Annotated in this window: 16 protein-coding genes; 4 read left to right on the top strand and 12 right to left on the bottom strand. The window is 70.3% G+C overall.

The window, feature by feature from the left end; translation table 11 throughout:
- Positions 1-244 precede the first annotated feature (244 nt).
- Positions 245-1,099: an SDR family oxidoreductase gene (locus tag ACKOB8_RS05765; RefSeq protein ID WP_526376260.1), complete on the bottom strand. Its 855-nt coding sequence runs from the start codon at positions 1,097-1,099 to the stop codon at positions 245-247.
- Positions 1,100-1,145: 46 nt separating this feature from the next.
- Complete coding sequence (locus tag ACKOB8_RS05760) at positions 1,146-1,778, bottom strand: TetR/AcrR family transcriptional regulator (protein ID WP_526376256.1); 633 nt, start codon at positions 1,776-1,778, stop codon at positions 1,146-1,148.
- A gap of 75 nt (positions 1,779-1,853) precedes the next feature.
- On the opposite strand from ACKOB8_RS05760, the gene ACKOB8_RS05755 reads away from it, so the two are divergent.
- Entirely contained in the window at positions 1,854-3,332 is a 1,479-nt protein-coding gene (locus ACKOB8_RS05755; RefSeq protein ID WP_526376255.1) for a cytochrome P450, read from the top strand.
- A 6-nt stretch (positions 3,333-3,338) separates the two neighbouring features.
- Here ACKOB8_RS05755 and ACKOB8_RS05750 read toward each other — a convergent pair whose 3' ends face one another.
- On the bottom strand, positions 3,339-3,608 hold the full coding sequence (locus ACKOB8_RS05750; RefSeq protein WP_526376254.1) for a metal-sensitive transcriptional regulator: 270 nt from the start codon (positions 3,606-3,608) through the stop codon (positions 3,339-3,341).
- The gene (locus ACKOB8_RS05745) at positions 3,598-4,509 is read right to left on the bottom strand and encodes a sulfite exporter TauE/SafE family protein (RefSeq protein ID WP_526376259.1); all 912 of its coding nucleotides are present in this window, start codon (positions 4,507-4,509) and stop codon (positions 3,598-3,600) included. The genes ACKOB8_RS05750 and ACKOB8_RS05745 overlap by 11 nt, the downstream gene beginning before the upstream one ends.
- 89 nt (positions 4,510-4,598) lie before the next feature.
- Between ACKOB8_RS05745 and ACKOB8_RS05740 the strand changes: the two genes are divergently transcribed.
- Positions 4,599-4,724 carry a DUF8730 family Cys-rich protein gene (locus ACKOB8_RS05740; RefSeq protein ID WP_526376253.1) on the top strand — a complete coding sequence of 42 codons (126 nt, stop codon included), beginning with the start codon at positions 4,599-4,601 and terminating at the stop codon, positions 4,722-4,724.
- Between the two features lie 8 nt (positions 4,725-4,732).
- On the opposite strand, the gene ACKOB8_RS05735 is transcribed toward ACKOB8_RS05740, so the two are convergent.
- From ACKOB8_RS05735 to hypF, 7 genes are read right to left on the bottom strand one after another with little or no spacing between them, the layout of a single operon-like run.
- Entirely contained in the window at positions 4,733-5,977 is a 1,245-nt protein-coding gene (locus ACKOB8_RS05735) for a cation:proton antiporter (RefSeq protein WP_526376252.1), read from the bottom strand.
- Positions 5,974-7,299: a H(+)/Cl(-) exchange transporter ClcA gene (gene clcA / locus ACKOB8_RS05730; RefSeq protein WP_526376251.1), complete on the bottom strand. Its 1,326-nt coding sequence runs from the start codon at positions 7,297-7,299 to the stop codon at positions 5,974-5,976. The genes ACKOB8_RS05735 and clcA overlap by 4 nt, the downstream gene beginning before the upstream one ends.
- Before the next feature lie 39 nt (positions 7,300-7,338).
- Positions 7,339-8,400, bottom strand: a complete 1,062-nt coding sequence (locus ACKOB8_RS05725; RefSeq protein WP_526376258.1) for a phosphotransferase family protein — start codon at positions 8,398-8,400, stop codon at positions 7,339-7,341.
- A 14-nt stretch (positions 8,401-8,414) separates the two neighbouring features.
- On the bottom strand, positions 8,415-9,482 hold the full coding sequence (hypE, locus tag ACKOB8_RS05720; protein ID WP_526376250.1) for a hydrogenase expression/formation protein HypE: 1,068 nt from the start codon (positions 9,480-9,482) through the stop codon (positions 8,415-8,417).
- Positions 9,475-10,578 carry a hydrogenase formation protein HypD gene (gene hypD / locus ACKOB8_RS05715; protein ID WP_526376249.1) on the bottom strand — a complete coding sequence of 368 codons (1,104 nt, stop codon included), beginning with the start codon at positions 10,576-10,578 and terminating at the stop codon, positions 9,475-9,477. The genes hypE and hypD overlap by 8 nt, the downstream gene beginning before the upstream one ends.
- Positions 10,575-10,832, bottom strand: a complete 258-nt coding sequence (locus tag ACKOB8_RS05710; RefSeq protein ID WP_526376248.1) for a HypC/HybG/HupF family hydrogenase formation chaperone — start codon at positions 10,830-10,832, stop codon at positions 10,575-10,577. Before ACKOB8_RS05710 ends, hypD begins: the two co-directional genes overlap by 4 nt.
- On the bottom strand, positions 10,805-13,120 hold the full coding sequence (hypF, locus tag ACKOB8_RS05705; protein WP_526376247.1) for a carbamoyltransferase HypF: 2,316 nt from the start codon (positions 13,118-13,120) through the stop codon (positions 10,805-10,807). The genes ACKOB8_RS05710 and hypF overlap by 28 nt, the downstream gene beginning before the upstream one ends.
- Positions 13,121-13,151: 31 nt before the next feature.
- Between hypF and ACKOB8_RS05700 the strand changes: the two genes are divergently transcribed.
- A complete protein-coding gene (locus tag ACKOB8_RS05700; protein ID WP_526291314.1) occupies positions 13,152-13,487 on the top strand; it encodes a hydrogenase maturation nickel metallochaperone HypA/HybF in 336 nt (111 codons plus the stop codon).
- A gap of 12 nt (positions 13,488-13,499) precedes the next feature.
- On the top strand, positions 13,500-14,297 hold the full coding sequence (gene hypB / locus ACKOB8_RS05695) for a hydrogenase nickel incorporation protein HypB (RefSeq protein WP_526291312.1): 798 nt from the start codon (positions 13,500-13,502) through the stop codon (positions 14,295-14,297).
- Here the strand turns inward: hypB and ACKOB8_RS05690 are convergent.
- The gene (locus tag ACKOB8_RS05690; protein ID WP_526376246.1) at positions 14,290-16,458 is read right to left on the bottom strand and encodes an acyl-CoA dehydrogenase family protein; all 2,169 of its coding nucleotides are present in this window, start codon (positions 16,456-16,458) and stop codon (positions 14,290-14,292) included. The two genes, hypB and ACKOB8_RS05690, sit on opposite strands and share 8 nt — an antisense overlap.
- Positions 16,459-16,484 lie beyond the last annotated feature (26 nt).

Below are 16,484 nucleotides of genomic sequence, written 5' to 3'. Positions count from 1 at the left end.
GGGGGAACCGGGCCGGCCGGGGCGGGCCGGGGGGGGGGGTTGGGGGGGGTCCGTGAGCGGGTGTCGGGGTGGGCTGGAGCGGTCCGGCGGGAGGCCGGTCCTTCGGCTGTCGAAACACTACACCTAGTGGGTGACACCACGAGCCGCTACCAGATATTCCGAATAACAATAGTGAAACTCCCTGGTCGTAAGCCTGCCGGCGGCCCTTTTCCCGGCGTGTCGCGCGTCACAGCGCGCGTCGCCGCTAACCGCGCCGCAGCGCCCGGGTGAACAGCACGTTGACCCGCGTCATCACCCAGCTGTAGGGCAGCCAGGCGTGGCGCTTGAACGCGTACAGCGCCCGGATATCGGCGGAGGTGTAGATCAGGAATCGGTTGCGGGCGACGCCGGCGAGGATCTTCTCGGCGGCCTTCTCCGGAGTGATGGCATGCCCGCTGAACCGGCGGACCCAGCGCTGCACCCCGGGGTCCTCGCGGTCCACCCCGGCGATCTGGACGGTCTGCACCAGCGGGGTGTCCACCGCGCCCGGCACCACCACCGAGACACCGATGCGGTGGCGGGCCAGGTCGAAGCGCAGCACCTCCGAGAGCCCGCGCAAGCCGAACTTGCTCGCGCTGTAGGCGGCATGCCACGGCAGTGCGACCAGCCCAGCCGCCGAGGACACATTGACCAGGTGTCCACCGCGGCCGGCGGCGACCATCGGCGGGACGAAGGTCTCGATGACGTGGATCGGCCCCATCAGATTCACGTCGACCATCGAGCGCCAGTGCCGGTGGGTGAGCCGGTCGACGGTACCCCAGGCCGACACCCCGGCGATGTTCATCACCACGTCCATCGCGGGGTGGCGGGTGTGCACGTCGGCCGCGAAGCCGGCGACCGCGTCGTAGTCGGCGATATCCAGTGCACGATGCTCGGCGACGTCGGCCCCCAGCGACCGGGCCTCGGCGACGGTTCGCGCCAGACCCTCGGCGTTGACATCGGTCAGATAGAGTTCGGCACCCACGCCGGCCAGTCGCAGCGCCACGGCGCGACCGATGCCACTGGCCGCGCCGGTGACCAGGATCCGCCGACGCCTGAAATCCGAGAAGTCGTGTGCCACTACACCACCAGCCACCGAGCCACCAGCCACCGAGCCACCGAGCCGCCTAGCCGTCGGCCGGTCCGCCCCAAAGGGCATGCAGCCATAGCGTTTCCAGCACCCGCACGGCAGCATCGAGGTCACGCTCGGGTCCGACGAACAACGACTCACCGGACAGCGTCATCGCGGTGGCCGCCGCCAGCATCCGGACCAGTCCGCGGACGTCATCGGTGATCGGGTCGGCGGTGCCGTTGGCGATCTCGGCCTCCACGATCGGCACGATCTGATCGATCACCGAGTCGGTGAATCCGTCGAGGATCTCGCGGATCTCGGCGTCGGTGCCCCGGGCCACATTGCACGCCGAGATCACCGGATCGTTGTGCGCGTACACCGCGGCCGCGCTGCCGATCATCCGCCGGGCGAACTGCTCGGGTGTCTCGCCCGCGCCGCGCGGCGCGAAGTCTCCGGTGAGCTCTTCGAGTTCCTCGGCCACCTCGCCGAGGATGTGCGCCAGCACCGCGTACTTGGAGTCGAAGTAGAAGTAGAAGCCTGAGCGGGCCACCCCCGCACGGTCGCTGATGGTGCTCACCGACAACTCGGCGAAAGGCTTCTCGGTGAGCAGTTCGCGCACCGCCCCCACGATCGCCAGACGCTGCCGGTCGCCACGCCGGCGCGGGCCGGACCCCTGCGGAGCGGTCACCTCCCCACCCTGCACCACGCCACGCCGGAACGGAAACTTGACAGGCGTCAAACCCGGCGGTCAAGATAGGTCGCGATGGCCTTCAGCACGCTTGATTACGTCCGCGACCAAGCCCGCCGCCGACTGACCCCGACGCTCAACACCGTGCCGGGCATGGCCGCCGTCGAGCAGCGGTTACGCACCCGGGACTGGCCGCAGTACGTCTTCGCCGACCCGCCCCCCGGCAGCGGTCTGTCCCCGGTCATGGGCGACTCCGGGCTGCCGGTCCTGGGCCATCTGATCGAGCTGTTCCGCGGCGGCCCGGACTACGTGCTGCAGATGTACCGCAAGTACGGACCGCTGCACTACAGCGTGATGCCCGGCCTCAACGCGGTCGGCGCGCTGGGTCCCGACGCCACCCACGCGGTGTTCGCCACCAAGGCCAAGGACTTCTCCCAGCGAGCCTGGCAGCCGGTCATCGGACCGTTCTTCACCCGAGGTCTGATGATGCTGGACTTCGATGAGCACCGCTACCACCGGCGCATCATGCAGGAGGCCTTCACCCGCAGCAGGCTGTCGGGCTACGTCGGGCACATCGACCGGGTCGCCGCCGACGTGGTGTCCCGGGACTGGCCGGCCGACGAGCCGCGGTTCCTGTTCCACCCGGCCGCCAAGGAATTGACCCTGGACATCGCATCGCTGGTGTTCATGGGACACGACCCGGGCACCGACCGCGAGCAGGTACGCCGGGTCAACCGCGCCTTCAGCACCGCCACCCGTTCCGGCGGCGCGATCATCCGTACCGCCGTGCCCCCGTTCAAGTGGTGGCGCGGGCTGAGGGCACGCGCGGTGCTCGAGGAGTACTTCGCCGCGCGGGTCGCTGAACGCCGACGCGCGGAGGGGGCGGACATGCTGACCGTGCTCTGCCACACCACCGATGAGGACGGCAACGGCTTCACCGACGACGACATCGTCAACCACATGATCTTTCTGATGATGGCCGCGCACGACACGTCGACCTCGACGCTGACCACGATGGCCTACTACCTCGCCGCCAACCCGCTGTGGCAGGACCGCTGCCGTGACGAGAGCGCGCGGCTGGGTGACGGGCAGTTGGACCTCGAGGCGCTGGAGAAACTGGAAACCCTCGACCTGGTGATCAACGAGTCCCTGCGCCTGGTCACCCCGCTGCCGTTCACGGTGCGCCAAGCCGTGCGCGACACCGAGATCCTCGGCCACTACATTCCGGCCGGCACGAATGTCACCCTGTGGCCGGGCATGACCCATCGGCTGGCCGAGTTGTGGACCGATCCGGAGCGCTTCGACCCCGACCGGTTCGCCGAACCGCGCTGCGAGCACAAGCGGCACCGCTTCGCCTTCGCGCCCTTCGGCGGTGGGGCGCACAAGTGCATCGGGATGATCTTCGGCCAACTGGAGATCAAAACCGTCATGCACCGGCTTCTGCGGCACTACCGACTGGAGCTGCCCTACCCGGGTTATCAGCCGCGCTATGACCACGCCGGAATGCCGGTGCCGATCGACGGCATGCCGATCACGCTGCGGCCGATCCGGTAGTCGGCGTCAGGCCAGCGAGAGGAACAACTTCTCCAGCTCAGCCTCGGTCATCGGGGCTTTGCCGCTGGCGGCGTCGCCGAGCACGCACTCCCGCAGACCGGTGGCCACGATCTTGAACCCGGCCCGGTCCAGCGCACGCGAGACCGCGGCGAGCTGGGTGACGACGTCCTTGCAGTCCCGGCCCTGCTCGATCATCGAGATCACACCGGCCAACTGGCCCTGCGCTCGGCGCAGACGGTTGAGCACCGCCATGATGGCGTCCTCGTCACCGACCATCGGAACCCTCCTGTCTTGGTGAGGCCAATCTTACCCTGGGGGGTATCACGCCACGACGTAGTGGGCAGATGCCCAGGTGCGCGCAGGCGAACACCACACCGCCGGCCACCGCGGTCAGCGCGCCCACGGTCAGACCGATGCGCACATCGGTTTCCTCGGCCAGCACCACCGCCGCCATGGCCAACACGAACCATCCGAAGGCTTTGCGCAGCACCGCGGGGGCGACGTGACCGCTCAGCACACTCCCGATCACCGCGCCGACCACCGCGGCTGCGGTGACCAGACCGGCCAGCCTCCAGTCGATCGACGTCCCGGCGAGCTGGCCGGCCAACCCGGCGAAGGACTGCAGCGAGATCACCACCAGCGACGTCCCGATGGCCGCCGGCATCGGCAAGCCACTGAGCAGTGCCAGTGCGGGTACGAGCAGAAACCCGCCGCCCGCTCCGACCAGACCGCTGATCATCCCGACCGCCGCGCCCTGCGCGACGATCTTGGCCACTGCCAAGCCCCCCACGGACCGCCCGGCAGGTTCAGAGTCGGCACCGTCGCGGCGCCCGCGCAACATGGCCAGTGCCGCGGCGATCATGAGCACCGCGAAACCGATCAGAAGCACCGAACCGGGCACGAAGATGGCCACTCGGCCCCCGCCGTAGGCGCCGGCCATCGCCGCTGCACCGAACAGAGCGGCCACCCGCCAGTGCACCCGCCCCGCGCGGGCGTGGGCGACCGCCCCGACAGCGCTGGTGACTCCGACCACCAGAAGCGACGTGGCGATCGCCTGCCGGGGTTCCAGGCCGGCGACGTAGGCCAGGAGCGGCACCGTGAGAATTGCCCCGCCGCCGCCGAGCAGGCCCAGGCAGATCCCGACGAGCACGGCCAGGCCCACCGTCATCACCACCATGATACCCATAGGGGTATAGTACACCCATACCCATGGGGGTAATGACACGTCGGGCGTACCCTGACTGCAGACCGAACGGAGAAGGATCTATGTGCTACCCCGTCGAATGTCCGCACTGCCACAAGACCACGTGGGCCGGCTGCGGCGAGCACGTCGATGAGGTCATGCGCACCGTGCCGACCGCCCAGCAGTGCACCTGCACCGCTGCGCGCTGAGGGCCTGGTTAGTCGAGCACGTCCTCGGCGGCCCGCGTCTCGCCGTTCGCGCGCAGCGCCGAGCGCAGGAAGAAGGTCCCGGTCACCTCGTTGAGCACGATCGTGCCGATGATCACCGCTGACAGCAGCGGACCGATCTTGGGGAAATCTTCGGTGACGGTCGCCGCCAGCGCGAGCGCGATGCCCGCCTGGGGAACGAAAGCCCGCCACGCGGATCGCCGGACCGCCGCCGGTTGCCCGGCTGCGGCCATCGCCGCGGTCGAGCCGACCCACAGCCCGAGGATCCGCAACGCCCACAGCGCGACCGCCGAACCGAAGGCCGCCACCAGGGTGTCCACGTGCAACCCGAGGCCCACCAGCGTGAAGAACACCACGTAGGCCCAGGGCGCGAGCCGGTCCAGAAGCTCGGCGAAGGCATCCCGGGCCGGCGAGAAGTTGGCGACCAGCAGTCCGGCGACCGTGGCGACCACCAGCTCCTCGATCTCCGGGTAGACCCCGAACCGGTCTGCTGCCAGCTCCTCCATGGCATTGACGAGCCAGACGGCCAAGCCGGCCAACAGGATGCTCATCACCACGGCCTGCGGGCGGGGTGCTCGTCGCATCACCTGGTCGATCAGCGCGCCCAGGAGTACCCCGCAGACGATGCCCAGAGCCAAGCCGAGGCCGATCGTGCCGGCCACAGTCAGCGGCGACGCTGCTTCGGAACGCCCCAGCAGCACCTTCGCGACCGTGATCGCCACCGCGAACAGCGACACCACGATGACGTCCATGACGACGGTCGTGCCCAGAACGAAGCGGGTGAACGGCCCGGCGGCCCGCACCTCTGACACCACCGCGATCGCGACGGGGGGCGAGAGCGCGAGCAGCACCGAGCCGGCCAGGACCGCCACCGCGAGCCGACCCGCCGCCGGCTGGGAGGAGCCGATCGCGAGGAACAGGTAGATACCGACGACGAGCGGGACACTGATGATCAGGCCGACCGCCTGAAAACTGATCGGCTTGAGTTGCGGCCTGATCTCTCGCCAGATCAGATGACTGCCGGCGATCATGCCGATCAGAACCAGCATGGCCGGGCTGACGACCGGCAGGCCAAGGTCAGCGGCATCGTCAGCCTCGGCGTTGATCACCCCGACGACCGCTCCCACAGCCATGTAGACGGGCAGGCGCGGGATGTGCAGGCGAGCAAGGGCTTCCCCGACCAGATAGGAGACCGCGCAGATAGCCGCGAAAGTAGCGACCTGGTCGTGGTTCACTGCCGTCCACTCCCCCCCGGCTTCGAGCCGGCGGCGAGGGCGTCGTAGATCGGTTCACCACGCAGCAGGTTGGACATCGCGTAGGCACCGAAGCAGGCCGCGAGCATGGGCAGGAAGAGCTGGTAGCAGCCGGTCATCTCCAGGCAGATCACGATGCCGGTGAGCGGGGCGCTGATGGTGGCGGTGAAGAACGCCGCCATCCCGGCCACCGCGAACGCCGCGGGTGAGGGCGCAAGTTCGGGCGAGACCGACTCGAGCAGCGACCCGAACGACGCGCCGGCGAGGGCGCCGAGGGCGATGATCGGCGCGAAGATGCCGCCGGGGGTTCTGGCGGCGTAGCTCAACGGCCCGGTGAGGAAGCGGACGGCGGCGACCGAGACCAGCAGCCACAGCGCCAGATCGCCGGAGAGGACCTCCTCGGTTAGCACATCCCCGCCGGTGACGTCATAGGGCAGGAACCAGCCCACGAGGGCCACGACCGCACCGATGGCGAAGGCGCGCGGCACGGCGGCAATCCGGTTGATCGGGTTGTTCGCACCGTCGAGAGTGAGGATCAGACGGTTGTAGAGGATGCCCAACGCCCCCAGCAGGACTCCCAGCACGACGTAGGCCCACAGGTTTGCGATGGGACCGGCCACGGCGTCGGGTGCGGAGTACTCCTCGTTCATGCCGAAGATCCCCCGCTGCACCCCGGCGGCCGCGACCGATGCCGCGGCGGCAAGGGTGAACGGCAGCGGCGTGGCCTTCCTGAGCACCTCCTCGAGAATGAACACCGTCGCTCCGACCGGGGCGTTGAACGCGGCGGCGACGCCCGCGCTGGAGCCGGCCGCCATCAGCGGCTTCCAGGCGTCCTCCAGTCTCTCGAAGAAGCGTCCGAAGCGATCCCCGATCACCGCACCCATCTGCACCAGCGGCCCTTCCCGGCCAAGGACGAGTCCCGAGGACAGCGCGACCAGGCCGCCGAAGAATTTCACCGGCAGGACCCGGCGGTGATCGGGATGGCCCGAACCCCGCAGGATCCCCTCCACGTAGGGGATGCCGCTGCCGGCCGCATTCGGCGAGAACCGGAGAACCAGCCAGGCGGCGAATGCCGCGCAGCAGCCCGCGGCGGCGGCGAAAAGCGCCAGCCCGACCCCGGTCGGCAGCATCGAGAGCCGGTCGATGAGTCCGAGGCGCAGGTTGTTGCCGGCCTGCAGGCCGCGCATGAACGCGACGCCGACGAATCCGGTGATGGTGCCGATGGCGATGGCTCCAGCGATGAGTGCCAGGGAGTCGCGTGTCCCGGGCGGGAAGTCGTCGGGAAGGGTGACGGGCTCGATCACCGCGGTCGTCCGTCCGCGCTCGCAGTCCGGTGCATCGACTCAGCCGAACGGGCTGTCGCCGGCGGCCACCGCACACCCCAGGCCCATCAGCGTGACCGCCGACGCGTGCAGGCGCTCGCCTGCCTCCCGGCTCGCCCGTCCGGCCAGGTAGCGCACCCAGGTGCCCTCGATCACGACGCCGAGCTTAAGGCAGGCCAACGCCAGGAACCAGTCCACGTGCCCGGTGCGCCGCCCGCCGGCGTCGAGATAGGACTGCAGCAGTTCTTCGCGCGAGGCCAGACCCCCGAGCTCGGCGAGGTATCCGGCCGACCCGAGCGGGTTCGGCTCGGCCGGCCAGCACACCAGCATCCAGCCGAGATCGAGCCGCGGGTCACCGATGGTGCACATCTCCCAGTCCACGAAGGCCGCGACCTCGGGAACCTCGCGGCGCAACATGGTGTTGTTGAGGTGAATGTCGCCGTGTACGATGCCCGGGCGGTCGTCGGGGGGTTGCCGGGCCGCCAACCAGTCACAGAGATCATCCACACCGGGCAGTGAGTCGTGGGCGTAGCCCTCCTGCCGGCGATAACTTGCCACCGCCGAACGCCACTGCGGCACTTGGCGTTCCAGGAAGGAGCCCGGGCGCTTCCAGTCCTCCAGCGCGCTGCCCTCCCATCGGGCCTGACCGAGCCCGGCCACGTCGGCGGCGTAGTTCAGCCCGACCTGATAGCGCATCGCGGGATCGGTGAGGTAGGCCGGGGCGATCTCGTTGCCCGGGTTGAACCCGTCGACCTCCTCCATCAGATAGAAGACCACGCCGAGTACGTCGAGATCTTCGCAGGCGGCCACGATCGGCGGGTGCGGCACCGAACTTCCGGCCAGGGTGCGCAGGACGGCGATCTCACGCTGCATGGTGCGATCGCTGTTGGGCCGCGGGTGCGGGGGTGGTCGGCGCAGCACCAACCGTCTCCCGTCGATCGTCAGCCGCACCACGACGTTCTGCGAACCGCCGGCCAACGGCACGACGTCGGTGACGTTCCGGCCGATGCCCTGCGCGCGCACCCAGGCGGTGAGTGCGACGACCGCGGTGTCGTCGAGCGTCCCGGTGACCCCGGGCACCATCGGCTCCGGCAAGATCAGCAGATTCGCGGAAGTTGTTCGCCCAGTTCGCGTTCGACGACGCGGGTGGTGCCGAACGGGGTGCGCGCGACCACCATGCCGGGATGCTCGGCAACCACCCTGCCGATGATCGCCGCATTCACCCCCTCGGGGCGGGCCTGCACGGCGGCCAGCACCGCGTCGCTGTGGGCGGGGTCGACGAAGGCGACCATCTTGCCCTCGTTGGCGACAACAAGCGGATCGAGCCCCAGGAAACTGCACGCCGAGGCCACCGTCTCGGGCACCGGGACGGCGTGCTCGTCGATCTCCACGCCGACGCCCGAGGCGCGGGCGATCTCCACCGCGGTGGCGACCAGTCCGCCGCGGGTCGGGTCGCGCAGGACGTGGATCGCGTTCGATTCGGCGGTCGCCGCCAGCATCGCGGCCACCAGTCGGTGCAGCGGTGCGCTGTCGGTGGTCACCGTGGTGCCGAAGTCGATGCCCTCACGCACGCTCATGATCGCCACGCCGTGTTCGCCGATGTTGCCCGACACGATGATGTGATCACCCGGGCGCGCCCGTTCGGGTCCGATGTGCACGCCCTCGGGAACGACGCCGACACCGGCGGTGTTGATGAAAAGCCCGTCGGCGCCGCCTTTTCCGACGACCTTGGTGTCGCCGGTGACGATGCCGACACCCGCGTCGGCGGCCGCCTTGCCCATGCTCTGCGCGATCGCGCCGAGGACCTCCAGTTCCAGCCCCTCCTCCAGGATGAAACCGGCGGTCAGCGCGAGCGGCTGCGCACCGCTGCAGGCCAGGTCGTTGATGGTGCCGTTGACCGCCAGGTCGCCGATGTTGCCGCCGGGGAAGAACAGCGGGTTGACGACGTAGGAGTCGGTGGTCAGCGCGATGCGCCCGCCGTGGGCCTGAAGGATCGCGGAGTCGCGCGAGGGGCCGCCCGCCGATCCGAACGCCGGCAGGAAAAGGTTCTCGATGAGTTCCTCGGAGAGGATCCCGCCGCCGCCGTGGCCCAGGACGATGCGTTTGGTCTCGCGCAGCGGCAGCGGGCACACCCAGTTGGCGGGATCCACCGGCAGGTCAGACACTCGCCGAGGACTCCAGCCGACGGAACTGGTAGTAGGCCGCACAGGCGCCCTCGCTGGACACCATGGTGGCGCCCAACGGGGTGCGCGGGGTGCAGGTGGCGCCGAAGGCCGGGCACTGGTTGGGCTTGAGCAGTCCCTGCAACACTTCGCCGCTGCGGCACTCGTCGGACTCCTGCACCTGAAGGTGGCCCACCCCGAACTTGCGCTCGGCGTCGAACTCGGCGTAGCGCGGCGACAGCGTCCATCCCGACCGCGGGATCATCCCGATGCCGCGCCACTGCCGGTCGGTCACCGCGAACACATCGGCCAGCGCCTCCCTGGCGACGGTGTTGCCGACGGCGGTGACCGCCCGCGGGTAGGCGTTGCGCAGTTCGACCCGACCCGATTCGAGCAGCTCGACCACCTGCCGCACACCCTCGAGCAGGTCCAGCGGCTCGAACCCGGTGACCACGATGGGCACGCCGAACTTCTCCACCAGCGGGCCGTATTCCGAAGTCCCCATCACCGTGCAGACGTGGCCGGCGGCCAGGAAGCCCTGCACCCTGTTGGTCGGCGAGCTCAGGATGGCCGTCATCGCCGGGGGCACCAGCACGTGGGACACCAGCATCGAGAAGTTGGTCAGGCCCAGCCGCTGAGCGTGCAGCACCGACATCGCGTTGGCCGGCGCGGTGGTCTCGAAGCCGACGCCGAAGAACACCACCTGCTTGTCGGGGTTCTCCGCGGCGATTCGGGTGGCGTCCAGCGGGGAGTAGACGATCCGCACGTCGCCGCCGCGGGCGCGCACGCCGAACAGGTCCTGGCTGCTGCCCGGCACCCGCAGCATGTCACCGAAGGAGCAGAAGATGACATCCTCGCGGGCGGCGATCGCCAGCGCGCGGTCGATCATCTCCAGTGGTGTGACGCACACCGGACATCCCGGCCCGTGGATGAATTCGACCGCGCCGTCGAGCAGTTGGTCGATGCCGTTGCGGATGATGGAGTGGGTCTGCCCGCCGCAGACCTCCATGACCGTCCAGGTGCGGGTGGCCGTGCGACGGATGGAGTCCACCAGCGCCTTGGCGGCGGTGGGATCGCGGAATTCGTCGAGGTATTTCATGCCGTCTCCAGACCGCCCAGTTCCTCTTCGAGGATGCCGAGGTCGGCGAACATCTGCAGGGTCTCGTTGGCCGACGCCTCGTCGAGCCGGGTGATCGCGAAGCCCGCGTGCACGATGGTGTACTCACCGATCTCCATGTCCGGCAGGTAGGCCAGGCAGACGGTCTTGGTGGTGCCGCCGAAGTCGACGGTGGACATCCGGGTACCCGACTCGTCCCAGATGCCGATCACCTTGCCGGGGATTCCGAGGCACATGCGCCGCTCCTTTCCGCACCCGCCGCCCGCAGTGCGGCGGCGATGGCGGCCTGGCCGAGCGCCAGCCCACCGTCGTTACAGGGAACGATACGGTGACTGAGCACTTCGTATCCACTGTTGGTCAGGGTTTCCCGCAGACCGCCGAGCAGGATGCGGTTGGCGAACACCCCGCCGGTCAGCCCGATCACCGAGAGCCCGGCGGCCTCGGCGCAGTGCCGCGCGGCGTCGGCGGTGGCCCGGATCACCGCCTGGTGGAAGCCGGCGGCCAGGTCCGCGGGGTCGGTCCCGGCCCGCAACCCCGCGACGAGGCCGGCGATCAGCGGATCGGGATCCAGCACCCCGTCGGTCACCGCGAAGTCGACCGGGGCCGGCATCCCGCGGCGGGCCAGGTGCTCGAGTTCGATCGCCGCCTGGCCCTCGTAGCTGACCTGCTGGCAGACCCCCAGCAGGCTGGCGACCGCGTCGAAGAGCCGCCCCATGCTGCTGGTCGGCACACAGCCCACCCCGCGCGGGATCTGCTGGGCCAGCACGCGCAGGCCCGCCTCGCCGACCGCGGCGGCCGGCGGCAGATCAGGGCCCCAGTCCAGTCCGGCGCGGGTGAGCAGGTCCAGGGCGATGCGGGCGGGCTGGCGCACCGCGCCCTCGCCGCCGGGCAGGGCGAAGCTCCCGAGATGCCCGGCGCGGGTGAAGTGAGCCGGGTCGGTGACCGCCAGCAACTCCCCGCCCCAGATGGTGCCGTCGGTTCCGTAGCCGGTGCCGTCATAGGCGATCGCCAGGATCGGGGTGTCCAGCCGCCGGTGGTCGGCCAGCAGCGCCACAGCGTGGGCGTGGTGGTGCTGCACGGCGATCACCGGCCGGCCGTCGGCGTGCCGGGCGGCCCAGGCGGTGGTGGCGTAGCCGGGATGCATGTCGCGGGCGATGACCGCCGGGCGACGGTCGGTCATGAAGGCCAGATGGTCCAGCGCGGCGGTGAAGGCGGTCTGGGTGCGCGAATCGGCCATGTCACCGAGGTGGGCGGACAGGTGCGCGTAGCCGTCGGGCCCCATCAGGGCGAAGGTGGTCTTCAGGTCGCCGCCGGTGGCCAGGATCGTCTCGCCGGGCGGGGGTGACACCGACACCGGCAGCGGCGCGTAGCCGCGCGAGCGCCGCAGCGGTAGCTCGTCGCGCCGGTCGTCGAAGGTGACGACGGAGTCCTCGCACGGCACCCCGATGGGCCGGTCATGGGTCAGCACCGCGTCGGCCAGGCCGGTGATCCAGTCGAGGTCCTCGTCGCGGAAGACGATCGGCGAACCGCCCCGGTTGGCCGAGGTCATGACGAGCGCAAGCGGGCCCAGGCGGTCGAAGAGCAACTGGTGCACCGGCGAGTAGGCCAGCATCACGCCGAGGTCGGCCAGACCGGGTGCCACCGATGCGCTGACGGCATCGTCGGCGGTGTCACCGCGGCGCGCCAGCAGCACGATGGGCGCCGCCGGACTCGTCAGCGCCGCTGCGGCCGGCGCGTCGACCTCGGCGACCGCGCGGGCGGCATCGAGGTCGGCGACCATGACCGCGAAGGGCTTGGCGGGGCGGTCCTTGCGGGCCCGCAGCAGGTCGACCACCCCCGCGTCGTCGGCCCGGCAGGCCAGGTGGAAACCGCCGATGCCCTTGACCGCGACGATCTTTCCCGCCTTCACCGCGGCGGCCGCCGCACCGATCGGGTCACCGGCGTCGCCGGGTCCGCGCCACACCAGCGTGGGGCCGCAGTCCGGGCAGGCGATGGTCTGGGCGTGATAGCGGCGGTCGAGCGGATCGTGGTACTCCGCGGCGCACGCGGTGCACATCGGGAAGCCCGCCATGGTGGTGGCGGGCCGGTCGTAGGGCAGGTCGGTGATGACGGTGTAGCGCGGTCCGCAGTTGGTGCAGGTGATGAAGGCGTGGCCGTACCGGCGGTCGGCGGGGTCGCGCATCTCGCGCCGGCAGTCCGCGCAGATCGCGATGTCGGGGGGCACCAGCGTCCGTGCGGCGTCGGCGGTGCGGCTCTCGGTGATGGCGAAGCCGGTCTCGCCCGTCGGCGGCAGGCTGGTGACCTCGAGGGTGTCGATGCGGGCCATCGGGGGCGGGGTGCTGCGCAGCGCGGACACCGCCGCCGCCACGTCCGCGGCCGGTCCCTCCAACTCCGCGTGCACCGAACCGGCGTCGTTGTACACCCACCCGGCCAGCCCGTGCTCGGCGGCGATCCGGGCCAGGCCGGGCCGGAATCCCACACCCTGCACCACACCGGTGATGTCGAGGCGAACCCGGACGGTCACGCCGCCCACGCTAGACCTAGGGTGACGGTCGATGCATGAACTGTCGCTGTGCCAGGCGATCGCCGGGGTGGTCAAGCCGCACGCGGCCGGCCGCCGGGTGGACGTGGTGCGGGTGCAGATCGGCGCGCTGCGCCAGGTGGTGCCCGAATCGCTGTCGTTCTGCTGGACCCTGGTCCGCGATCACGCCGACATGCCGGGCGCCGAACTGGAACTGGAGTTCGTCACCGCCGAGGTCTGCTGTGGCGGCTGCGGGGAGCAGTCGGAGATCGCGTCGCGGTTCTCGGTCTGCTGCCCGCGGTGCGGCAGTGCTGATGTGACGGTGGTGCATGGCGAGGAGTTTCTAGTGACGTCGGTGGACGTGTCCTGAGGAGGCGAAGAGTTGGGTCGATTCCATCGTCATGACGACGGCACCGTGCACAGCCATGACCACAGCGAGCACGGGCATGAGCACGAGCACGAGCACGGCGACCACAGCGGGTACGCGACCGGCGACCAGCGCATCGAAGTGCTCGAGTCGATCTTCGCCGAGAACGACAACCGGGCCCAGATCAACCGGAAGCTTTTCGAGGACCACCAGATCCGGGCGCTGAACCTGATGAGCTCACCGGGCTCAGGCAAGACCACCCTGCTGGCCGCGACGCTCGACGAGCTGGCCGGCGAACTGGCGGTCGGTGTCGTCGAGGGCGACATCGCCACCGATCTCGACGCCGCCGCACTCGGCGGCCGCGGCGCCCAGATCTCGCTGCTGAACACGAGCAACGGGTTCGGCGGCGAATGCCACCTGGACGCCCCGATGGTCAACCGGGCACTGGCCGGCCTCGAGCTGGGCGCCCTGGATCTGGTGATCATCGAGAACGTGGGAAATCTGGTGTGCCCGGCGGAGTTCGACGTCGGCGAGCACGCCAAGGCGATGGTGTACTCGGTCACCGAGGGCGAGGACAAACCGCTGAAGTACCCGGTGATGTTCCGCTCGGTGGATCTGGTGCTGCTGAACAAGATCGATCTGGTGCCCTATCTCGACGCCGACGTCGCCACCTACGCCGATCGGGTGCGCCAGGTCAATCCGGGCGCCGCAATCCTGCCGGTCAGCGCGCGCACCGGCGAAGGTATGGCCGCCTGGTTCGACTGGATACGCGCCTTCGCCGCCGGCCGGGTGCAGAAGCCGTCGGCTACCTGATCAAGGGATCACGCGGCATACCCAGGATTCGCTCGGCGATCTGGTTGCGCGCCACCTCCGAGGTGCCCCCGGCGATGGCCATGCCGCGCGCACCCATGGCGGCCATGGCCGCCAGTTGCCCCTCGCCGCCCTCGAGCGCGAGATCCGGACCGACCAGCGCGGCGGCGATGGCCCCCTGCTCCTGAAAGTGCTCGGCCAGTTTGAGTTTGGTGATGTTGCCCTCCGGCCCCGGCCCGGCACCCTCGATGCTGCGGGCGGCGCTGCGCAGGTTCAGCAGCCGAAGCGCGTGGTCATCGGCCAGGAAGCGACCGACCCGCTGGCGGGCATCGACGATGCGCGCGCCGCGCGTCGTGGCCAGCTGCATCAGCCACGCGGTGGCCGGTGCGATGCCGCCCGCCCCGCCGCCGATGCTGACGCGCTCGTTGCCGAGGGTGGCGCGAGCGACGGTCCAGCCCGCGTTGGGTTCGCCGACGACGTCCTCGTCAGGCACGAACACATCGTTGAAGAACACCTCGTTGAACTCCGACTCCCCGACGATCTGACGCAGCGGACGGACCTCGATCCCGGGCGCTTTCATGTCGAGGATCACCATCGTGATCCCGGCGTGCTTGGGCGCGTCGACGTCGGTGCGCACCGTCGCCAGGCCGCGGCGGGCGTAGTGCGCGCCGCTGGTCCACACCTTCTGTCCGTTGATCGTCCAGCCCCCCTCGACCCGTGTTGCCCGGGTCTTGACCGCCGCGGCGTCCGAGCCCGCCGACGGCTCGGAGAACAGCTGACACCAGATCTCGTCCTTGCGCAGCGCCGGGTCCACGAAACGCTCGATCTGCGAGGGGGTTCCGTACTGGATCAGGGTCAGGATCACCCAGCCGGTGATTCCGTAGTCCGGTCGCCTCACGCCCGCCGCGGCGAATTCCTCGTCGGCCAGCAGCTGCTCGACCGCGCCGGCGGCCCGGCCCCACGGCTTGGGCCAGTGCGGCATGACGTAGCCGGTGGCGATCAGTTCGTCGAGCTGGACCGCGGCGTCAAGGGCGCCGATGCGCAGCGCCTCGGTCCGGATCTGTTCGCGCAGCGCGTCGGCTTCCGGCGGCAGATCGAGGCTGTTGGCGCGGACGACCCCGGCCGCGGTCAGGTCGAACACGTCGGTCGCCGGACCGTCACCGCCGAGCAGCGCCTGCAGGGTCAGCGCGCGGCGCAGGTGCAGGTGCGCGTCGTGCTCCCAGGTGAAGCCGATCCCGCCGTGCACCTGGATGTTCAGCTCGGCGTTACGCACATAAGCCGGCAGCGCCAGGGTCGCCGCCGCCGCGGCGGCCAGCCGGAAGGGGGCCTCGTCGGGATCGCCGTCCGCACCGCAGGCCCGGGCCGCGTCCCACACGCAGGCCACCGCCGACTCGGCCGCCACCAGCATGTTGGCGCAGTGGTGCTTGACCGCCTGGAAGGTGGCGATGGTGCGGCCGAACTGCTCACGCACCTGGGCGTAGGCGACCGCGGTGTCCACGCAGTCCGACGCGCCGCCGGCGGCTTCGGCGGCGAACAGGGTGCGCGCCCGGGCCAGGGCGCCCGCCCGGGCGCCGGGCAGGCGTGCGGCGGTGACGTCGCGCAGGCTCACCCGTCCCGACCGGCGAGCGCGGTCGAGGCTGCCGGGCATCTGCACCGAGACGCCCTCGGCGGCCCGCTCCACCACCACCATGTCCTCGCCCGCGGCGAGCAGGAACACGTCGGCGAGCCCGGCGCCGAGCACGACACCGGCGTCACCGGACACGTGGGCACCCGAACTCTCCAGCGTCCCGCCGAAACCGATTGCCGCGCAGAGTGTTCCGTCCACCAGCCCCGGGAGCAGCCGCGCCTTGAGGTCGTCGTCACCGTAGGCGTCGAGCACCGCCGAGACCACCACGGTCGGCACGAAGGGACCGGGTGCGGCCACCCGGCCGAGCTCCTCGATCACCACCGCGAGCTCGGGCAGTCCGAAACCCGAACCGCCGTACGTCTCCTCGACGTGCAGCCCCAGCCAGCCGAGTTCGGCCAGCTCCGCCCAGAACGGCGGACGGGTCTCCTCGTCGGCGTCGAGCAGTTCCCGGGCGACCCAGCGCGCCTTCTGGGCGGTCAGGAAGGCCCGGGCCACCTCGCCGAGTTCGCGGTGGTCGTCAGTGAGCGCGATGGGCATCGAAACCTCCTCGGGGGGTCAGCGCC

The sequence above is a fragment of the Mycobacterium sp. genome, assembly GCF_046091765.1.
In the GTDB taxonomy this organism is placed as follows: domain Bacteria; phylum Actinomycetota; class Actinomycetes; order Mycobacteriales; family Mycobacteriaceae; genus Mycobacterium.
Note: the sequence above shows the minus strand (reverse complement) of the source record. Positions and strands in the feature narration are given on the sequence as shown.